Source organism: Rhizobium sp. L9 (assembly GCF_002531885.1).
GTDB lineage: Bacteria > Pseudomonadota > Alphaproteobacteria > Rhizobiales > Rhizobiaceae > Rhizobium.
Genome location: NZ_NWSZ01000014.1, coordinates 26,653 through 46,672 on the forward strand (window position 1 = coordinate 26,653; position 20,020 = coordinate 46,672).

At 62.1% G+C, this 20,020-nt stretch carries 17 protein-coding genes; 8 read left to right on the forward strand and 9 right to left on the reverse strand.

Going from position 1 to position 20,020, the window contains the following annotated elements:
- Positions 1 to 56: 56 nt before the first annotated feature.
- The 5 genes from CO660_RS16365 (at position 57) to CO660_RS16385 (ending at position 6,259) form a co-directional block, all read left to right on the forward strand.
- Complete coding sequence (locus CO660_RS16365; RefSeq protein WP_097599593.1) at positions 57 to 1,331, forward strand: extracellular solute-binding protein; 1,275 nt, start codon at positions 57 to 59, stop codon at positions 1,329 to 1,331.
- A gap of 86 nt (positions 1,332 to 1,417) precedes the next feature.
- Entirely contained in the window at positions 1,418 to 2,278 is an 861-nt protein-coding gene (locus CO660_RS16370) for a sugar ABC transporter permease (RefSeq protein WP_097599594.1), read from the forward strand.
- Positions 2,275 to 3,111 (forward strand): carbohydrate ABC transporter permease, encoded by an 837-nt coding sequence (locus CO660_RS16375; RefSeq protein ID WP_085781576.1) that lies wholly within the window; start codon positions 2,275 to 2,277, stop codon positions 3,109 to 3,111. Before CO660_RS16370 ends, CO660_RS16375 begins: the two co-directional genes overlap by 4 nt.
- Positions 3,112 to 3,136: 25 nt before the next feature.
- Positions 3,137 to 4,219, forward strand: a complete 1,083-nt coding sequence (gene ugpC, locus CO660_RS16380; RefSeq protein WP_097599595.1) for a sn-glycerol-3-phosphate ABC transporter ATP-binding protein UgpC — start codon at positions 3,137 to 3,139, stop codon at positions 4,217 to 4,219.
- A 36-nt stretch (positions 4,220 to 4,255) separates the two neighbouring features.
- The gene (locus CO660_RS16385) at positions 4,256 to 6,259 is read left to right on the forward strand and encodes an aldo/keto reductase (RefSeq protein ID WP_097599596.1); all 2,004 of its coding nucleotides are present in this window, start codon (positions 4,256 to 4,258) and stop codon (positions 6,257 to 6,259) included.
- 45 nt (positions 6,260 to 6,304) lie between these two features.
- Here CO660_RS16385 and cydX read toward each other — a convergent pair whose 3' ends face one another.
- The 7 genes from cydX to CO660_RS16420 form a co-directional block, all read right to left on the reverse strand.
- Entirely contained in the window at positions 6,305 to 6,427 is a 123-nt protein-coding gene (gene cydX, locus CO660_RS16390; RefSeq protein ID WP_085781573.1) for a cytochrome bd-I oxidase subunit CydX, read from the reverse strand.
- A gap of 13 nt (positions 6,428 to 6,440) precedes the next feature.
- Positions 6,441 to 7,595 (reverse strand): cytochrome d ubiquinol oxidase subunit II, encoded by a 1,155-nt coding sequence (gene cydB / locus CO660_RS16395; RefSeq protein ID WP_097599597.1) that lies wholly within the window; start codon positions 7,593 to 7,595, stop codon positions 6,441 to 6,443.
- Positions 7,596 to 7,601: 6 nt separating this feature from the next.
- Positions 7,602 to 9,182, reverse strand: a complete 1,581-nt coding sequence (locus CO660_RS16400) for a cytochrome ubiquinol oxidase subunit I (protein ID WP_097599598.1) — start codon at positions 9,180 to 9,182, stop codon at positions 7,602 to 7,604.
- A gap of 77 nt (positions 9,183 to 9,259) precedes the next feature.
- Positions 9,260 to 10,951: an ATP-binding cassette domain-containing protein gene (locus CO660_RS16405; protein WP_097599599.1), complete on the reverse strand. Its 1,692-nt coding sequence runs from the start codon at positions 10,949 to 10,951 to the stop codon at positions 9,260 to 9,262.
- Positions 10,948 to 12,675, reverse strand: a complete 1,728-nt coding sequence (gene cydD / locus CO660_RS16410; protein WP_097599600.1) for a thiol reductant ABC exporter subunit CydD — start codon at positions 12,673 to 12,675, stop codon at positions 10,948 to 10,950. Before cydD ends, CO660_RS16405 begins: the two co-directional genes overlap by 4 nt.
- A 4-nt stretch (positions 12,676 to 12,679) precedes the next feature.
- Positions 12,680 to 13,258 carry a GbsR/MarR family transcriptional regulator gene (locus CO660_RS16415; RefSeq protein WP_097599601.1) on the reverse strand — a complete coding sequence of 193 codons (579 nt, stop codon included), beginning with the start codon at positions 13,256 to 13,258 and terminating at the stop codon, positions 12,680 to 12,682.
- Positions 13,259 to 13,545: 287 nt separating this feature from the next.
- Positions 13,546 to 14,145: a HupE/UreJ family protein gene (locus tag CO660_RS16420; protein ID WP_097599602.1), complete on the reverse strand. Its 600-nt coding sequence runs from the start codon at positions 14,143 to 14,145 to the stop codon at positions 13,546 to 13,548.
- A 269-nt stretch (positions 14,146 to 14,414) separates the two neighbouring features.
- On the opposite strand from CO660_RS16420, the gene CO660_RS16425 reads away from it, so the two are divergent.
- Complete coding sequence (locus CO660_RS16425; RefSeq protein ID WP_097599603.1) at positions 14,415 to 15,446, forward strand: hydroxyacid dehydrogenase; 1,032 nt, start codon at positions 14,415 to 14,417, stop codon at positions 15,444 to 15,446.
- 54 nt (positions 15,447 to 15,500) lie between these two features.
- Here CO660_RS16425 and CO660_RS16430 read toward each other — a convergent pair whose 3' ends face one another.
- On the reverse strand, positions 15,501 to 16,514 hold the full coding sequence (locus CO660_RS16430; protein WP_097599604.1) for a Tim44 domain-containing protein: 1,014 nt from the start codon (positions 16,512 to 16,514) through the stop codon (positions 15,501 to 15,503).
- Between the two features lie 84 nt (positions 16,515 to 16,598).
- Positions 16,599 to 17,057: a YbaK/EbsC family protein gene (locus tag CO660_RS16435; RefSeq protein ID WP_085781564.1), complete on the reverse strand. Its 459-nt coding sequence runs from the start codon at positions 17,055 to 17,057 to the stop codon at positions 16,599 to 16,601.
- 250 nt (positions 17,058 to 17,307) lie between these two features.
- On the opposite strand from CO660_RS16435, the gene CO660_RS16440 reads away from it, so the two are divergent.
- Both CO660_RS16440 and CO660_RS16445 read left to right on the forward strand, forming a co-directional pair.
- Complete coding sequence (locus CO660_RS16440; protein WP_097599668.1) at positions 17,308 to 18,654, forward strand: extracellular solute-binding protein; 1,347 nt, start codon at positions 17,308 to 17,310, stop codon at positions 18,652 to 18,654.
- Between the two features lie 64 nt (positions 18,655 to 18,718).
- Positions 18,719 to 20,020, forward strand: a complete 1,302-nt coding sequence (locus CO660_RS16445) for a sugar ABC transporter permease (protein WP_097599605.1) — start codon at positions 18,719 to 18,721, stop codon at positions 20,018 to 20,020.

Genomic DNA, 20,020 nt, shown 5'->3' on the forward strand with positions numbered 1-20,020 from the left:
GCGGATAGTCTAACCGCGTTCGTGAAAGATCGGCAATTGAAAAGGGAGGATTTTCAATGCGCTTCAAACTTCTCGCTGCGACCGCAGCTGTCGCACTGCTTGCTTCCGGCTCGGCCTTCGCTGAGTCGGCCAATCTCACAATCTGGAGCTGGAATGTCGCCGCATCGGCGTTGAAATCCACGCTTCCCGGCTTCAACAAACAATTTCCCGATATCAAGGTCACCGTCGAAGATCTTGGCAACAGCCAGGTTTTCGACAAGACGCTCGCAGCCTGCGCTGCCGGCGGCGACGGCTTGCCCGACATTGTCAGCATCGAAAATTTCGAGGCTGAAATCTTCTGGAGCCGTTTTCCGGACTGCTTCGCCAATCTGAAGGAGCTCGGCTACACGGCCGATATCCAGGCGAAGTTCCCCGACTTCAAGCGCACCGAACTTGAGGTCGGCGATGTCGCCTATGCCATGCCGTGGGATTCCGGTCCCGTTGCCGTCTTCTACCGCCGCGACATGTACGAAAAGGCCGGCGTCGATCCGAGCACGATCAGCACCTGGGACGATTTCATCGCCGCCGGCAAGAAGATTTCTGCCGCCAATCCCGGCGTCGTCATGGCACAGGCCGATTTCAACGGCGACAGCGAATGGTTCCGCATGATCGCCAATGAACAGGGCTGCGGTTATTTCTCGACCGACGGCCAGAACATCACCATCAACCAGCCGGCCTGCGTCGCCGCGCTGCAGAAGGTGAAGGAGATGAAGGATGCAGGCACGCTGACCGCAGCCAACTGGGACGAGAAGATTCAGGCCAACACCGCCGGCAAGGCCGCAAGCCAGCTCTATGGCGGCTGGTATGAAGGCACGGTGCGCTCGACCTCACCCGATCTCAAGGGCAAGTGGGGCGTCTACAGAATGCCGAGCCTGACGGCCGACGGCCCGCATGCCGCCAATCTCGGCGGCTCGTCGCTCGCCATTTCAGCGACCTCCGCCAACAAGGAAGCCGCCTGGAAGTTCGTCAACTACGCCCTCGGGACGAATGAAGGCCAGGTCACCATGCTGAAGGAATTCGGTCTGGTCCCGTCGCTGCTGTCTGCCGAGAAGGATCCTTTCGTCAATGAGCCGCAGCCCTATTGGGGCGGCCAGAAGGTCTGGGCCGACATTCTCGCGACCCTGCCGAAGATCGTGCCGAGCCGCGGCACCGCCTTCCAAAGTGATGCCGAAGGCATCTTCAAGGCAACGCAGGCGAAATTCTTCGCCGGCGGCTATCCCGATGCGAAGGCGGCTCTCGACGATGCCGCCAAGCAGATCGCTTCCGCAACCGGACTTCCGATCGCGCAATGAATGACGATGCCGGGCGCTTCCGCGCCCGGCATTTCACCCGCCTGCAGCGCGGCCCGTCATTCATTCGTTCGTGAGGAGGAGGCTCGATGCCGTTCAGAACCCGGAGCGCCTATGCGTTCCTCGCCCCCTATCTGCTTGTTTTCGCCACCTTCTGGGTCTGGCCGATCATCGACTCGTTCCTGATTTCCTTTCAGAACACGCGCATCAATCCCTGGAAATACAGTTTCCAGGCCAATTGGGGCCGGCTCTTCTACGACCCTGCCTTCTATAACGCTCTCTACAACACGCTGATCATCCTGGTGATCCAGGTGCCTGTGATGATCGCGCTGGCGACCGTCATGGCCGTGCTGCTCAATTCGCCGCTTCTGAAGGCGCGCCCGCTTTTCCGTTTCGCCTTCTTTGCCCCCGTCGTCGTCGGCGAGGTCGCCTACGCAGCCGTGTTCCGGCTGATGTTCAGCCTTGATTTCGGCATCATCAACAAGATTATTTCGGCGGTCGGCTTCAGCCCGATCTCCTGGTTCGACAACGCCAATGCCGCGATGGCGGTGATCATCCTCGCCGTCACATGGCGCTGGGCCGGCTATAACGCCATCATCATCCTGGCCGGCCTGCAGGCCATCCCCGACGATGTCTACGAGGCCGCGACGCTCGACCGGGTGAGCAAGACACAGCAATTCTTCCACATCACCCTGCCGCTCTTGAAGCCGATCATCCTCTTCTGCGTCGTGCTCTCGGTGATCGGCACGATGCAGCTCTTTACCGAACCCTTCCTCATCACCAATCGCGGTGGTCCGGGCGGCGGCACCGAGACACTCGGCCTCTTCCTCTACCGCCAGGGTTTCACCTCGCTGAACTTCGGTTATGCCTCGGCGATCGCCTACACGATGGCAGCTCTCGCCGTGGTGATCTCCTTTTTCAATCTCTGGATCGGGAGGGACCCGAAATGAGATCCAAGTCGCAATCCCTTCTCGTCCGTCAGATCGCGCTGCACGCCGCACTAGCGCCGCTGGCGCTGATCTGGCTGTTTCCGCTGTGGATGATGTTCGTCTTCTCGACAATGCCCGACAACGGCATCTTCAATCCCGAGATCGTGCTGTGGCCGTCGACCAATTTCGTCGAGAATTTCAAAAATCTGCAGGCAGATACCGATTTCATCGGCGCAATGGTAATCTCTATCGGCGTGGCGCTTATCTATACCGTGCTCTCGGTGATGCTGACCTCGATGGCCGGCTGGGCGCTGGCGCGTTATCGTTTTGTCGGCCGGTCCGTTGTCATCGCCATCATCCTCGGCACGATCACGCTGCCCTTCTCCGTGGTGGTCATACCGCAATTCATCATGGTGGCGCGCGAGTTCAAGCTGGCAAACACCTGGGTGGCACTGATCGTGCCGCCGCTTTTCAATTCGCTTGGCGTCTTATTCATGCGGCAGTCCTTCTCGATGATGCCGGGCGAGCTCTTCGATGCGGCACGCGTCGAGGGCGTCAAGGAATGGCAGATCTTCCTGCGCATCGCCCTTCCGCTGGCGCGCCCGACCATGGCGGCATTGGCGATCATTCTCTTCCTGCATTCGTGGAACAATTACCTCTGGCCGCTGCTCATCAATTCCAGACCGGGGATGATGACGGCGCCGGTGGCATTGGGAACGTTGATCGGCCTCACCAAGGTCTCCTGGGGTGGAATCATGGCCGGCGCGGTGCTGCTGACTGCGCCGATCCTCGTCGTCTTCGTGGCGCTCCAGCGCCATTTCATCGCCGGCATCGCGGCCGGCGCAATCAAGTAATCGGGCAAGTAATCGGGGAAGCCGAATGGCAGAGCTTTCACTTACCAACATCGTCAAACGCTTCGGCGGCTTTGAGATCATCCATGGCGCCAATCTGGAGGTGAAGGACGGCGAATTCGTCGTCTTCGTCGGCCCTTCCGGCTGCGGCAAGTCCACGCTGCTGCGGATGATCGCCGGCCTTGAGGATATTACATCGGGCGAGCTCCGGATCGGAGGCAAGGTCGTCAACGACGTCGAGCCGGCAGATCGCGGCATCGCCATGGTCTTCCAGTCCTATGCGCTCTATCCGCATCTGACGGTCGAGGAGAACTTGAGTTTCGGCTTGCGCATGAACGGCAACCCGAAGGCCGATACCGAGCGGCGCGTGAGCCATGTCGCCGATATCCTGCAGATCACCGAACTGATGAAACGGCGGCCGAAGCAGCTTTCCGGCGGCCAACGCCAGCGCGTTGCCATCGGCCGTGCCATCGTTCGAGAGCCCGAAGTCTTCCTGTTCGACGAACCGCTATCGAACCTCGATGCCGAGCTGCGCGTGCAGATGCGCGTCGAGATCTCAAGGCTGCACAAACAGCTCGGCACGACGATGATCTATGTCACCCACGACCAGACCGAAGCGATGACGCTTGCTGACCGCATCGTCGTGCTGCGCGCCGGCAATATCGAGCAGATCGGCGCACCGCTCGACCTCTATGACGACCCGGCCAACCAGTTCGTCGCTGGCTTCGTCGGCTCGCCTAAGATGAATTTCCTGAAAGCCGCGGTCGTCGAGGCGCAGCCGGGCCGGGCGGTTATCGCGCTTGAGAGCAATCCGGAGACGCGCCTGCCGCTGTGCATCGCCGATCCCATCGAAACCGGCGCGAAAGTGACCCTCGGCATCCGGCCCGAACATTTCGTCGATGGGGGTGCTGGCGATACCGATCTTACCGTTGCCATCGATGTCGCCGAACACCTCGGCAATACCAGCTACATCTATGCCGCCGTCGGCGACGAACAACTGATCATTGAGCGGCCGGAATCGCGCACATCAGGCAATCGAGAGACGCTGACCGTCGGCCTTCCCGCCAACCGCACATTCCTTTTCGACGGCGCCGGCAAACGGCTCCGCTGAACCAATCCCAAGGCAGAAAGACGAAAGAGGATTCCCATGACTTCCGATCAACCGATCCGCTGGGGCATCATCGGCCCCGGCACCATCGCTCGCACCTTTGCCGATGGCGTTGCCCACTCGCGCACCGGCAAACTGGTCGCGATTGCCACCCGCAATCCTTCCAAGCCAGGACTTGCCGAAAACTTCCCAGGCGCCCGCATCGTCGATGGTTACGAGGCGCTGCTTTCCGACCCCGAGGTCGATGCCGTCTATATTTCTGTGCCCCATACCGGCCATGCCGAATGGGCGATCAAGGCGGCGCGCGCCGGCAAGCACATCCTTGTGGAAAAGCCGATCGCGCTTTCGGCCTATGATGCCGAAGCCGTTTACTACGAAGCCAAGAAAACCGGCGTCTTTGCGGGCGAAGCTTTCATGTACCGGGTGCATCCGCAGACGGAAAAGCTGGTTCAGCTCATCAAGAGCGGCGTCATCGGCACAATCCGCATCATCCGCTCGAGTTTTGGCTTCAACATGGGCAGCTATAAGCCGGAGCATCGGCTTTTCGCCAATGATACTGCCGGCGGCGGCATTCTCGACGTCGGCGGTTATCCTGTTTCCATGGCACGATTGATCGCCGGCGCCGCGGAGGGCAAGGCCTTCCTCGAACCGGAAAAGGTGTCGGGCGTCGCCCATCTTGGAGAGAGCGGCGTCGACGAATGGGCGTCGGCCGTGCTCAAGTTCCCGAACGAGATCATCGCCGAAGTCTCCTGCTCGATCATGGCGCAGCAGGACAATGTGCTGCGCATCATCGGCTCCGAGGGCCGGATCGAGGTCGCTGACTTCTGGTTCGCCTCCGGCCACAAGGGCGGCGTCGGCAAGATTGAAGTCTTCAAGGGCGGCAGCCGAGAGACGATCGAAGTCCGGGAAGAGCGCTGGCTCTATTCCTTCGAGGCGGATGCCGCGGGCGATGCGATCCGGGCCGGCAGGACCGAGTTCAGCACTCCCGGCATGAGCTGGGCGGATTCGATCGCAAACCTGCGCGTGCTCGACCAGTGGCGGGCCTCGGTCGGTCTCGAATATGGCGTCGAGAAGGCCATCAAACGCACGTCCAATATATCAGGCGGCGCGGTCACGCGCGGCAACAGCATTCCGCAGCGACAGATTCCGGGCATCTCGAAGCCCGCTTCGGTCGTGACCCTCGGCTTCGAGTTCTTCCCGAACTTCGCCGCCGCCTCGCTGACGCTCGATGCTTTCTACGAGGCGGGCGGCAACGCCTTCGACACTGCCTTTGTCTATGGCGCCGGCAAAACGGAGGCAATCTTCGGCGACTGGCACACCAGCCGCAAGGTGCCGCGCGAGGAGATCGTGCTGATCGGCAAGGGCGCGCACTCGCCGCTCTGCTACCCGGACATGATCGCAAAGCAGCTCGACCAGTCGCTCGCCCGGCTGAAAACAGACTATGTCGACATCTATTTCATGCATCGCGACAACACCGATATACCCGTCGGCGAGTTCGTCGATGCCATGGATGCCGAGGTCAAACGCGGCCGTATCCGCGGCATCTTCGGCGGTTCGAACTGGACGCGGGCGCGTTTCGACGAGGCGATCGCCTACGCCGAAAAGACCGGCAAGGCGGCGCCGGCAGCGCTTTCCAACAACTTCTCGCTCGCCGAGATGCTGGATCCCATCTGGGCCGGCTGCGTCGCCGCCTCCGACGACGACTGGAAGACGTGGCTGAACGAGAAGCAGATTCCGAACTTCGCCTGGTCGAGCCAGGGCCGCGGCTTCTTTACCGACCGCGCCGGCCGCGACAAGAAGGATGATGAGGAGATCGTTCGCGTCTGGTATTCGGAGCGCAATTTTGGACGCCGCGACCGCGCCATCGAGCTTGCTGGCAAGCTCGGCCGCAGCCCGATCCATATCGCGCTCGCCTATGTCATCGCCCAGCCTTTCCCCGTCATTCCATTGATCGGTCCGCGCACGATTGCCGAATTGGAGGACAGCCTCTCGGCGCTCGACATCAAGCTGACGCCCGATCAGGTGAAGTGGCTGGAAGGCTGATGAACGAGGGGAGGGGCGCGGCTTCGGACCGCGCCCTTTCCATGTCTACTTCTGCGCCTCTGACGCCTTCTTTCTGGCGGCATCGTCCATCAGCTCGTACCACATGGCGTTGAGGACGGCGAAGGCGGCTGCCAGCGGCAGGCCGAGGATCCATGCGAAATACCACATCGTTTCGTCTCCCTCAGTAAGCGTGACTGTTCTTGTCGGTGACGGACTTCTCGTCGACCTTGCCCCACAAAACCTTGTAGACCCAGGCGGTGTAGGCAAAGATGATCGGCAGGAAAATTACCGACACCACGAGCATGATGAACAGCGTCATATGGCTGGAGGATGCATCCCAGACCGTCAGGCTCGATCGCGGATCGAGCGAGGAGGGCAGGATGAACGGGAACATCGAGAGACCGACCGTCGAAATGATGCCAAAGATCGCGACTTTGCTGAAGAGCAGCGTCATCACCTCGCGCCTTGCCCGCATGGCGATGAAGGCCAATGCCGCACCGGCAAAGCCGAGGACGGGTGCCAGGATCATCCAGGAATGGGCGGTGTAGTTGGCAAGCCAGGCGCTCTTTTCGATCACCACCGTTTTCAGCAGCGGATTGGAAGGTCCGATCGGGCTTATATCGCTGGTGATACGGTAGCCGCCGACACCGAACCACAGGAAGAGGCCCCCGAGGGCAAACAGCAAGATGGCGGCAAGGGCGGCGATGCTGCCATAACTCCTCGCCCGTTCCGCAACCGGCCCGCGCGCCTTCAGCACCAGCCAGGCCGCGCCATGCATGGTCAGCATGGCGACGGAGAGCAGGCCGCAGAGCAACGCATAGGGGTTGAGCAAGGCAAAGAACGAGCCTTCGTAGAAAATCCGCATATCGTCGGCAAAGCGGAAGGGCACGCCCTGCAGGACATTGCCGACGGCGACGCCGAAGATCAGCGCCGGCACGAAACCGCCGATGAAGAGCGCCCAGTCCCAGCCGTTGCGCCAGCGCGAACTGTCCCGCTTTGACCGGTATTTGAAACCCACCGGACGCAGAATGAGCGCGAACAGGATCGCAAACATTGCGAGGTAAAAGCCTGAGAAGGAGACCGCATAGAGCGGCGGCCAGGCGGCGAAGATGGCGCCGCCGCCGAGGATCAGCCAGACCTGGTTGCCTTCCCAGGTGGCGCCGATCGTGTTGATCGCCACGCGCCGTTCCGTATCGGTCCTGGCGACGAAAGGCAGCAGCGTGCCGACGCCGAGATCGAATCCACCGGTTGTCGCGAAGGCGATCAGCAAGACGCCGAGCAGCAGCCACCAGATGACGCGCAGGGTTTCATAATCGAGGAGTTCATGGAGAATCATGGCAGGTCACTCCGCGGCCGGGACGAGGGTTTCGGAAATCAGGACGGCTTCCGGCTCGTCGTCCGGTTCCGGCCCCTGGCGGATCGCCTTGATCATCAGGCTCATCTCGATGACGATCAGCACCGTGTAAAGCGCGGCAAAACCGATGATCGTCAGAAGCACGGTGCCTGCGCCGAGGCTTGAGACGGCCGCCGCCGTCGGCAGCACGCCTTCGATCACCCAGGGCTGGCGGCCAAATTCGGCGACCACCCAGCCAAGCTCGATGGCGACCCAGGGGAGGGGAATCGCTAGAACGGCAATCCTCAGAAGCAGCGGATACTTGTCGAGGTGGCGCCGCGCCGACAGCCAGAAAAAGGTTGATGTCAGCAGGATGAAGAAGATGCCGAGGCCGACCATGATGCGGAAGGACCAGAAGAGCGTCGGCACGTGCGGGATGGTATCGCGCGCCGCCTGAGCGATTTGCGCGTCGGTCGCCTGACGCGGATCGTCGACATAGCGCTTCAGAAGAAGCGCGTAACCGAGATCATGGCCGAGATCCTCGAAAGAGCTGCGCACTTCCTGGGCCACCTGATCCTGGGCGGGTGCGGCGCGGATCTGCATCAGCGCATCGTAAGCCTTGATGCCGTCGCGGATGCGGGTTTCGGCCTGCTGTTCGAGCTTGTCGATACCGGGAATCTCTGTTGTCAGCGACCGCGTGCCGATCAGGCCCATGACCCACGGGATATGCACGGCGAAATGTGTTTCACGCGCATCCTGGTCGGGGAAACCGAAGGCGGTGAAGGCGGCCGGTGCCGGCTCGGTCTTCCACATGCCTTCGATCGCGGCAAGCTTCATCTTCTGGTTCTCGGTCGCGAGATAACCGCTCTCGTCGCCAAGCACGACCACCGACAGCGCCGAGGCGAGGCCGAAGGATGCCGCCACCGTCATCGAGCGCTTGGCCAGTTCGATGTGCCGGCCCTTGATCACATACCAGGCCGAGACGCCGAGCACGAAGATCGAAGCGCAGACGTAACCCGCCGACACCGTATGGACGAATTTCGCCTGGGCGACGGGATTGAAGACGACGTCGAAGAAGCTTGTTATCTCCATACGCATCGTCTGCGGATTGAGCGCCGATCCCACCGGGTTCTGCATCCAGCCGTTGGCGATGAGGATCCAGAGTGCGGAAAAGTTAGAGCCGAGCGCCACCGCCCACGTGGCGACGAGGTGGCCGACCTTCGACAGCTTGTCCCAGCCGAAGAAGAACAGTCCGACGAAGGTCGCCTCAAGGAAGAAGGCCATCAGGCCCTCGATCGCCAGCGGCGCGCCGAAGATGTCGCCGACGTAGTAACTGTAATAGCTCCAGTTCATGCCGAACTGGAATTCCATGACGATACCGGTGGCCACGCCGAGCACGAAATTGATGCCGAACAGCGTCCCCCAGAATTTCGTCATCTGCCGCCAGATCTGGCGGCCGGTCATGACATAGACGGTTTCCATGATCGCGAGCAGCACGGAAAGGCCGAGCGTCAGCGGCACGAACAGGAAGTGGTAAAGCGCCGTCAGCGCGAATTGGAAGCGCGATAGCGCGACGATATCTAATTCCATTGTCTTTCTCCCACGGTCCCACGGGGTACGGAGCGTTCCTCAGCGCCGGCTGGCGCCTGAGGGCATGCGGCTCTGGCTCAATCCGGCCGAAGCCGGTCGAGCGCCTTTTCGAACGCCGCCTCTCCGCGGCGCGAAATCTCTGAAATGCGGCCGCCTTCGATGACGGCGACGCAGTCTGCAATCGCGGCCTCGCGGCGGATATGGGTCGCGATGACAAGCGAGCGGCCCACTGCCATCGCCGACAGGCGCTGGAGCACATCGCGGGCGGTGGCGCCGTCGAGGCTTTCGGTCGGCTCGTCTAGCAGCCAGAGCGGCGTATCGCGCAGGAAAAGTCGGGCAAGCGCCAGCCGGCGCGATTGGCCGCCGGACAGGCCGAGGCCGCCTTCGCCGAGCCGCGTCTCAAGCCCTTGCGGCATGGCATCGACATCGGCCAGCAGGCCGGCGGCGGCAAGCGCATCGTGCAGATGGGCCTTGCTCGCATCCGGATCGGCAAGAAGCAGATTGCCGCGCAGACTATCCTCGAAGAGTTCCGTCCGTTGCGTCAGCAGGGTCGCCGTCACTGCGGCGACGCTTCCCGACCTCGCAGGCAATTCGCCGGAAAGCAGAGCCAGCAGGCTTGATTTGCCCGCGCCGCTCGCGCCGATGACTGCCAGCCGTTCGCCCTGCCGTAGCGCGAGCTTGATGCTCTCAAGAGCAGGCACCGCGGAATTTTCATGGAAGGCGGACGCGCCAGCGAGTGCAAAGGCATATCCGGGCATCGGTAGCGCCAATGGCTCGGTTGCCGCCGCGGCGGCAAGCCTTGGCGAGATGCGTCTCGCTGCCAGCAGCGTCCGGCCGAGTTCCAGGGCGCCGCGACGCAGCACCGCGAAGGGTTCGACGGCCGCCAAGGCGACGAGCAGGCCGAGGGCCGCGACAGGCGCGGTGATCGCCTTCGTCTCTCCAAGCACCGCCACGGCAAGCAACGAAGCCGTGAGCAGAAAGGCCGAGACGAGGCCGAAGCCGAAGATCAGACCGGTTTCGACGCGATTCAGCCCGTCATCGGCATGAGCGGCATAGCTGTCGGCAGCAGCAATCGCGCTCCTCTGGGCCTCAAGCCGGCCGGCCATCAGCAGGTCGGTCTGGCCGGCGACGAGATCGATCGTCCGCGAGCGCAGTGCCTCGATGCCATGGGCGCGCCGGCGGGCATGCTTGCGCGCCGCGCGGCCGCCGATCCATGGCAGGCCGAGGCCGGCGCCGGCGAGAAAGAGGCCGAAGGATAGGCCGAACAAGGGATGCATCAGCCCCAGCACCACGCTCGCAGCCAGTGCTGCGCCGATTGCGACGGCGGCCGGCACGAGAATGCGGAGATAAAGGGAATCGAGCGCATCGATATCGGCCGTCAGCCGGAAGAGCAACCGCGCGGGGCGGCGCAAGAGAGCCCGGGCGGCACCCGGTTCGGCAAAGCCGCGAAACAGCCTCTCGCGGAGCGCGGCGAGCACACCGAGCGTCGCCTCATGGGTGGCAAGTCTTTCACCGTAGCGAGCCGCTGTCCTGATGATGGCGAGCAGGCGAATGGCGGCAGCCGGCGCAAAGACGTCGAAGGTCATGGCAGCCGCGGCCGAAAGGCCGGCAAGCGAGGTGGCTGTGATGAACCAACCGGACAGGCCCAGCAGTGCAATGCCCGCCGTCACCGTCGCTGCCGAAAGCGCAGCACCGAGCAGCAGCGCGCGCCGGCGCTCGGCAAAGAACAGAATGAGGATCGGTCTGATGTCTGCAACAAGGAAACTCATTCGGCGGCCTCCCTCATGACGAAATCGGTGTCGATGCGGACAGTTCGATGCATGCGAGCGGCAAGCTGCGGATCGTGTGTCGCAACGACGAGGGTACGGCCCCGTGCGAGCGCAAGCAGGCTCTCTGCCACATCAGCCGCGGTGGCGGCGTCGAGATGGGCGGTCGGCTCATCGGCCAGAATGATCTTCAGATGCGGATTGCAGGCCGCGCGCGCGATCGCAAGCCGCAGCGCCTCGCCGCCGGAAAGCCCGATCCCGCCTTCTCCGAGCGGCCGGCTGCCATAGGCGTCGGCCACCTTTCCGAGGCTGGCGGCATCGAGCGCGTCCGCCACATTGCCGCGTGAGATGCCGGGCCTTCCGAGCGCAATATTGGCCGCGACGGTGCCGGCAAAGATATGCGGCTTCTGGCCGATCCATGCCATCGCACCCCTCAGGCTGGCGGCAGTTTCATCCCGAAGTTCGATGCCGCCGACGACGATGCGGCCGCCACATGGCGCCAGCCCTGATATCAGCGAAAGAAGCGTCGACTTGCCGCAACCGCTGGCGCCGAGCAGCGCCAGATGTTCACCGGCAGCGATTTTAAGGTTGAAGCCGTCGAGGACAAGCGGCTCGTCGGCGCCGTAACGGAAGGCAAGGTTTTCGAGGTAGATGTCAGGAGCCTCGCCGCCAGCGGGTGCCGCGGCCTCAGCCGCCCCGTGGATCGGCAGGCCATCGGCGGCAAGCGCATCCAGGGCCTTCAGCGCCGATTCACCGGCCGCCCGGTCATGCCAGACGGCCGAGAGTTCACGCAGCGGCTCGAAGAAGGCGGGCGCGAGCAGCAGGATGAACAAGCCTTCTTGCAGATCGAGCCCGCCTGACCAGGTTCCGAAGCGGATTTCGCCGAGCAGGCTGAAGCCGACATAGACGGCTATCATCGCTACGCCGAGTGCTGCGAAAAGCTCGAGCACAGCCGAGGACAGAAAGGCGATTTTCAGCACGGACATGGTGCGCGCGCGCAGCAATTCCGCCTCGTGACGCAGCCGCCCCGCCGTTGCATCGACTGCGTCGAGCGCGCGGATCGTCGTCAGTCCGCGCAGCCGATCGAGCAGGAAGCCGTTGAGACCCCCGGTTGCGACAAGCTGTCTTTCGCTTGCCGCTTGGGCGCGCCAGCCGATCAGCGCCATGAAGATGGGGATCAGCGGCGCGGCAAGCAGCAGGAGCAGAGCGGCGATCCAGGAGACCGGCAGGATAAAGACAAGGATGACGAACGGCACAAGGCTCGCCTTGATGCGTGCCGGCTGGAAGCGCGCGAGATAGGGCACGATGAGTTCGGCCTGTTCGCCGGTGACGCTTGCGGCTTTGCCTGATGCCGGCCGGCTGCGGTCGGTCGGCGACGATTGGGAAAGGGCAGCGACAGCGAGTTGGCGCTTGCGAGTGAGTTCCGTGCGTGCGGCGCGGAAGGCCAGACGGCCGCCAGCCGCCTCCAGACAGCTTTTTATCAATCCAAGGGCGAGGATGCCGAAGGCCAGCCAAAGTACGTCGTGCAGCCCGCCGCCATCGGCAATACGATCGACCGACACGGCCAGCAATCCCGCCTCCGGGATCCAGAAGGCGGCGGCCAGCGCCTGCAGCATCGCCGCATTGCGCAACTGGCCTTTTCCCGCGTCGGCGTGCGGTGATAGCGGCTCGCAATTGCGCGGCCGGATTTCCACTTCGTTTGTCGCGTCGAAGAAAGCAGTGCCCATGGCGCTAACTCTTTTTCGCAGGATTCGGCCGGCGGGCTCGGCCGAGCGAGACGACCCGGTCCTTGGCCTCCAGAAGCTTTGTCACCTTCGCGCCAAGCGAGAGTAACGTTGCGAGCCTTTCCGTTTCAAGTTGTTTCACATCTTCATACCAATGGGTCAGTTGTTCGATCAGCGTGTGCATCTCGCCCATGCGCTCCTGGGCATAGCGCTCGGCTTCGCTGGCAGGGCGCTGCATCAGGATCTCGCGCAGAACCGACAGCGTCGGATCGACTTCCCGCTTCTTTCGCTCCTCGGCGAGCGTCCGCAATATCTGCCAGACATCATCCGGCGTGGTGAAGAAATCGCGGCGGTCATCCGGCTTGTGCTTGAGCAGGACGAGGTTCCAGGCCTGCAATTCACGCAGGCTCATCGACACGTTGGACCGCGAGATGCCGAGAGAATCGGCGATCTCTTCCGCGCAAAGCGGTGCAGGGGAGACGAAGAGCAGGGCGTAGATCTGGCCGACTGTGCGGTTGATCCCCCAGCGCGAGCCCATTTCGCCGAAATGGAGAACAAAGGACTGGACAAGAGGCGGAAGATTCATGGTCGTTTCCGTGGCGTCTGTGATTTCAGAAATTTCTGAAACTAATATACAGACTTTCGGACCCGGCCGACAATCTGCAAGACGGCCCTGCGTCAATTTGGATGCCCGTCGGTTCGTTGATCGTGCACCATATATAGCCTGCCCCGGCGCCGATGGATTTGACTTAAATCAAGCTGTAGCAATTTGCGAGGCGACGAAAAAACGCCTGGCAAGGTGTTACCGGGCGTTTGGTGACTGCGATATCAGGTGCGGCCGCCCATGCGGGGCCAGCTGGGATGGCGTCAGGCTCAGATCAAGCCGGACAGGAGGCCGACGCCGGCGAGGGCAGCAAGGCTGCCGGCCGTGCGCGTCACCAACACGCCTTGACGTTTGCCGGCGTGCCCGACGGCGTAGCCAAGCGCGAGGCCAGCGGCGTGCAACAGTGCCGTGGCGACCATGAAACCGGCGGCATAGGCGCCGCCAGCAGCATTTTCCGGCATTTCAGCGCCGTGCGCATGACCGTGGAAAATGGCGAAAATGCCGATGATACCGGCCGCTGCGGCGAGCGGCGCCTTGACATTGAACGCCACAACGGCGCCAAGCACGACGACTGAAAGCGCGATACCGGTTTCAACAAAGGGAACATTGATACCGGAGACGCCAAGGAGACCGCCGAGTGCCATCACCAGAACGAAGGTCGTCGGCACAAGCCATACGGCGCGGCCGCCAAGCTGAAAGGCGAAAACGCCGACCATCACCATGGCGAGGATATGATCGAGGCCGGATATCGGATGGGCAAAGCCATGGCTGAAACCCGCCGCTTCGCCGATCGCGGGATGGGCGGAGGCGACGGCAGGAAGCGCGATGGCGGCCAAAGCCAGCAAGCTGCTCTTGAATGCTGATTTCATTGCTCGATCCCCTCTTAAGTTTTCCGGTATGTGGCGGCGGCCAGCAAAGACGTGCGCGCAGGCTAGTTCAAGGAATTTACGTCGTCAACGAAAACTCTAAGAAATAACAAGGCGATTCAATTGCTTATCTGATAGGCAAATGCCGCTTTCGACAGCGTCGCCGCTTCCATGCGATGTAGCGAAGCATCACGAACTGGAAAGCGTTTCGCACAGGAGCTATCAATCGAAGAGCAGAGGCGGCGCCTACCGCCGCGATGGAGGAGATGTCCATGACGAATGCCGAACGACCGCTGGCGATCAGCGCGCCCGAGCCGCGCACGCTCGACCTGATCTTCAGCGACAAGGCGCGCACCGAACTGCATGCGAAATACGAGATCGTCGAAGCCGATCCGGAGAATATCGCCGGTCTCGGCGACGAAATCCTCGGCCGGGCCCGCTACATCATCGGTCAGCCGCCGCTTTCGGCCGAAACGCTCGCCAGAATGCCGGCTCTGCGCTCGATCCTCAACGTCGAAAGCAATCTTCTGAACAACATGCCCTATGACCTGCTCTTCGAGCGCGGTATCCATGTCGTGACGACAGGCCAGGTCTTTGCCGAGCCGGTCGCCGAAATCGGGCTCGGCTTTGCGCTCGCGCTGGCGCGCGGGATCATCGATGCGGACGTCGCCTTTCGCGAAGGCAGCGAGCTTTGGGGCGGGGAGGGCAATGCAGGTGCGCGGCTGATCGCCGGTTCCGAGATCGGCATCGTCGGCTTCGGCGATCTCGGGAAGGCGCTGCGCCGGGTCCTTTCCGGCTTCAGAGCGCGCATCAGGGTGTTCGATCCCTGGCTGCCGCGCTCGATCCTCGAGGAAAACGGCGTCGAACCTGCGAGCCTTGAAGATGTGCTGACGAAGAGCGATTTCGTCTTCGTCGTCGCGGCCGTCACCAGTGAAAACAAGGGTTTTCTTGGCGCTGACGCCTTTGCTAGCATGCGCAGGAGCGCCGCCTTCATCCTGCTCAGCCGCGCCGACGTCGTCGATTTCGATGCGCTGATGGCGGCCGTGGCGTCCGGCCATATCCTTGCGGCGAGCGACGTCTACCCCGAGGAGCCACTGCCGTCTGATCATCCGGTACGCAGCCTGAAAGGCTTCATCCGCTCGGCGCACCGGGCCGGAGCGCTCGACAGCGCCTTCAAGAAGATGGGCGACATGGTACTGGAAGACATGGACCTGATGGATCGCGGTCTGCCGCCGATGCGCTGCAAGCGGGCCGAACGCGAGACCGTCTCCCGCATGCGCTCCAAGCCGGTGGCAGTGAATTAGAAATGCCGCCCAAGCTGGTTGTCAGCTTGGCGGCATCCATAGTGGCTGGTTTTTCTAGGCGGCGCGCTGGCCGGTGCCCTGAATCGCAGCGAGCTTCCAATCCGCGCCCGGCTTGCGCACGAAGGTCCAGATTTCGATGCTTTCACTCGGACGGCGGTCGTCGCCGGAAACGACACGACCGCTGTCGCGTTCGACCATGGCATCGATGGAGGAATAACGCATGGCAAGCGTCGCATATTCCTGGCCGTTCTCCCGCCAGGCCTCGGCAATATCGCCCTGCAGCAGCCTGACGTCGGAGACACGATTGCGCACGCCGTTGGTGGCGTTTTCTCCCAGTTCCTCGGCCAGGTAGGACATGGCCTCGGGCGTCGTCAGCCGGCGCAACGTGCTGTAGTCTTCGGCGCCGTAAGCGGTCTGCACCTTAGTCAGCAACTCCTCGAACTGGTCGAGATCCGACTGGGTCAGCCCGATTTCGTCGCCCGGGTGATCGCGGCGCGACTGCCCGCCGTAACCGGCGCCCGAGCCGATCGCCGGAATCTGGAACGACGAATTGTTCGTGGGCGCCATGTTGAAGGACTGGCCGGCGGACCGGCTCTGGCCGCCGATGCCGTAAGAGGGCTGGCGGCGGTTGGCGAAATAGCGCATGGCGAACATGATGGCGCCGCCGATCAAGGCAATCTGCAGCAGCATGCCGAGGAAGCCGAAGCCGCCGCCGAAACCGTGGCCGAGCAGCATGCCGAGAAGGCCACCGGCGATCAGGCCGCCGATCATCGAACGGCCGAAGCCATTGAAGAAACCCGGGCGCTGCTGGGCGTAGCCGGGCTGCTGCGTGCCATAGGGGGCGGTGGTTTGCGGGCGCGGCGTCATCGAGCGTTCAATGGGGGCAGCCGGGGCAGGCGCCGTGCGGGTAACCGGAGGCGCGCTGAAAGTACGGGTGCCACGGCTTCCGAACCCGCCGAAGCCGCCGGCGCGGCGCGCATCGGCATCGCTGATCGTGGCAAAAACGGTAGCGCTCGTCAGTACGGCAATGGCGGCCATCTTGGCAAAACGCGAAACGGTACTCGGCATTCCTGGTCTCCTGTCATGCACAATCACGGCATGTCGGGATAGAATATAGGTCGTCTTTCTTCTGTTTGAAGTATTTCGGCCGCTTTACTGGCAGACGTCGACCCAGCTGGCGCCGGTCAGCTCGGCCAGCCTTCCTGTGGCGATGCGCACGGCCGAATTGGTCGAGCCGGCCGCCGGCACCACTTCATCGAAGCGTTTCAGCGAAATATCGCAATAAATAGGCAGCGGTGAGGGCAGGCCGAACGGGCAGACACCGCCGACGGGATGGCTGGTCACCGCCATGACCTCTTCGGCATCGAGCATGCGCCCCTTGGCCCCGAAAGTGTCCTTGAACTTGCGATTATCGAGCCGTGCCGTACCGCCGGCAACGACCAGCATCATCTGCTCGCCGACGCGCAGGCAGATCGTCTTGGCGATCTGGGCGGGCTCAACGCCATGGGCTTCGGCGGCAAGCGCCACCGTCGAGGAGCTCTCGGCGGTTTCGATGATTTCGATGTCGGGTGCGTGGGTGCCGAAGAAGGCGCGGACGGATTCAAGGCTCATGGATCGGATGCTAGACCAGGAAAGGCGCAATTTGAAGCATAAAAGATGCTCGCCGAACACCGCCGCTTGCAAGTGCCGCGGACATCGTCATAATAATTTTGCACACGTGCTCAATTTTGTCATTCGGCCGTTACAACAAGCCCATAGAGCGGGACTCGTCACGTTTTCGCGGGCTTTTCGAAGCGGTCGTCAACACCAGTGATGACCCGTCAAAGAGGCCTCACACTGCTCTTCTGGGGAGATGAAGAAGATGACCATTTTGCCGACGTTGAAATCCCTTACTGTCGCGGCTGCCATCCTGGCCTCGACCTCCGTATTCGCACTTGCCAAGGACGTCACCATCAGCGTCTGGGCCGGCGGCACCGGCCCGAACGACGTCTATCGTCTCGATGCCATCGAGATCGCGGCTCAGCAGTTGCAGCGCGAAGCCGCCCTCAAGGGCGAAGATCTGAAAATCACCGTCGAGAAGAAGCCCTATAGCGCCTGGGAAGACTTCAAACAGGCCTTGACCCTTGCCGCAGAAGCAAAGACCGCCCCGAACATCGTCGTCAGCGGCCATGAGGACATCGCGCCTTGGTCGCAATCCGGCCTGATCGTTCCGATCGAGGATTATGTCGACCTCGATTCCTGGCCGCTCAACGGCATCTACGAAAATCTTCTGAAGATTGCCTCCTACAACGGCACCGTCTACGGCATCCCGCAGGATGCCGAATCCCGACCGATGTTCTTCTGGAAGCCTTACATGAAGGCGATCGGCTACAGCGACGCCGATCTCGACGCCCTGCCTCAGAACGTGCAGGACGGCAAGTATACGATGAAGAACCTGCTCGAAGACGCCAAGAAGATGCAGGACAAAGGCCTCGTCCAGCCCGGCTACGGCTTTTATCCGCGCACCAGCAACGGTCCGGATTACTGGCAGTTCTACACCAGCTTCGGCGGCACGATGGAAGAAGGTGGCAAGCTCGTTTTCGACAAGGCCGCGATGACACGCACATATCAGTTCTTTGCCGACGCCGTTAAAGCAGGCGTCACCAAGAAGAACCACATCGGCATGCCGGGCGACCAGTGGTGGAAGGAAGTCGCCACCGGCAAGGCCGGCATCTGGGACGGCGGCACCTGGCACTATGCCCGTCTCGTCAACCAGGAAGGCCTCAAGGATTTCTTCGGAAACGTGATCTTCACGCTGATACCGGCTGGCGAAGGTGGCAAGGCCAATACGCTGACGCATCCGCTCGTCTATCTCCTGACCGCAGGTCACAGCCAGGATGATACGGAGATCGCTGCCCAGCTGGTCAAGATCGCCTCTGAGCCCCGCACCAATGCGTTGCATGCGGTCAAATCAGCCCATCTCGGCATTTCCGAGGCGGAGTCCCAGGTCGATTTCTATTCCGCCGACCGCTGGACCCGCGAAGCCACCGAACGCCTGCTGCCGCATGCCAACGCGATGCCGAACAATTCCGATTTCGGCACCTATTGGAACATCATGTGGAAGAACCTCGAAGCTTCCTGGACCGGCGCCAAGGCAGTCGACGCTGCAGTCGGCGACGCCGAAAGCGAGCTGAAAAGCACGCTCGGCGACAAGATCGTCATCCGCTAAGATCGAAGCGTCCCTCCGGGCGGCGGCGACCCGCCGCCCGATCGATCCCTTCGAGGAGGCTTCCATGAAATCGTCCAGAGCGCTCGGCCTGGTGATGATCGCGCCTGCGGCGATTATGATCGTGCTTTTCTTCCTGATGCCGGTCGTTCTGACGGCAGTCTTTTCTATGACGAACATGACCACGGCGACCGGCATTTCAGGAGGCGTCTATCAGATCGCACCCAATTCGTTGGTCACGCTGAAATCGGTGATGCCGGAGATCGCGGCCGAGTTGGCCGAGCCGCGCTACACGATCGACGAAGCCGGCCTCAAGGCCGTGGAGAGCCTCGGCCTTGCGCCTGCGATCGCGGCGGAGTTGCGTGCCAAGCACGCCGGCGAGGTCTTTGCGACGCGGCGCGAGGCCGAACGTATGATCAAGGATCTTGCCGAACGACCTTCGACGCGCGAGGTCAAACAGATCTCCGAACAGTTCAACCGCTCCGTCCTCAATACGCGCTTCGACAGCAAGGAACAGCTGTTTTCGTCGCTGGACGGACTGGGGTTCAAGCTGACGCCGGAGCAGAAGGAAACCGTCGCCAAGACCACCTATACCGGCTGGACCTGGACGACCGACAATTTCTCACGCATGACCAGATCGCCCGACATGGCGCGTGTGCTTTTCAATACCGTGCTCTATGTCGCGCTAGTATTGATGCTCTTCAACGTCGGTTATGCTCTGCTGCTTGCCATCTGGACGCATTACATGCCTGCGACGCCGGCCTCGATCTTTCGCGGCATCTGGCTCCTGCCGCGCATCACGCCCGTCGTCATCTACGTCATGTTGTGGAAGTGGCTCGCCTGGGACAGCGGCTTCATCTCCATCCTGATGGGCAAATTCGGCTACCCCCCGAAGAACTATCTGCTCGATACCGCCTATAATGCCTGGTCTTTCGTCGTGCTGATCAACGGCTTCATCGGCGCCTCGATGGGCATGCTGGTGTTCTCGTCGGCGATGAAGGCCATCCCGAAGAGCCAGTTCTATGCGAGCGAGGTCGACGGCGCCTCACGCTGGCAGCAGATCCGCTACATCATCCTGCCCCAGATGCGCTGGCCGATCCTCTTCGTCACCTGCTATCAGACGCTGTCGCTGCTCGCCTCCTTCAATGAAATCCTGCTCGCCACCAATGGCGGGCCGGGCAACGCGACCGAGGTCTGGGCGCTCTCCGCCTATCACACCGCGCTCAGGAATTATGCCGGCAATCTCGAATACGGGCTGGGAGCCGCCATGGCGCTGGTGCTCGTCGTCATTGGCGTGATGCTGTCGCTCCTCTATCTGCGAGTCTTCAACTACCGCACGCTTGTCGCCAAGCCCCTGATCGAGGATTGA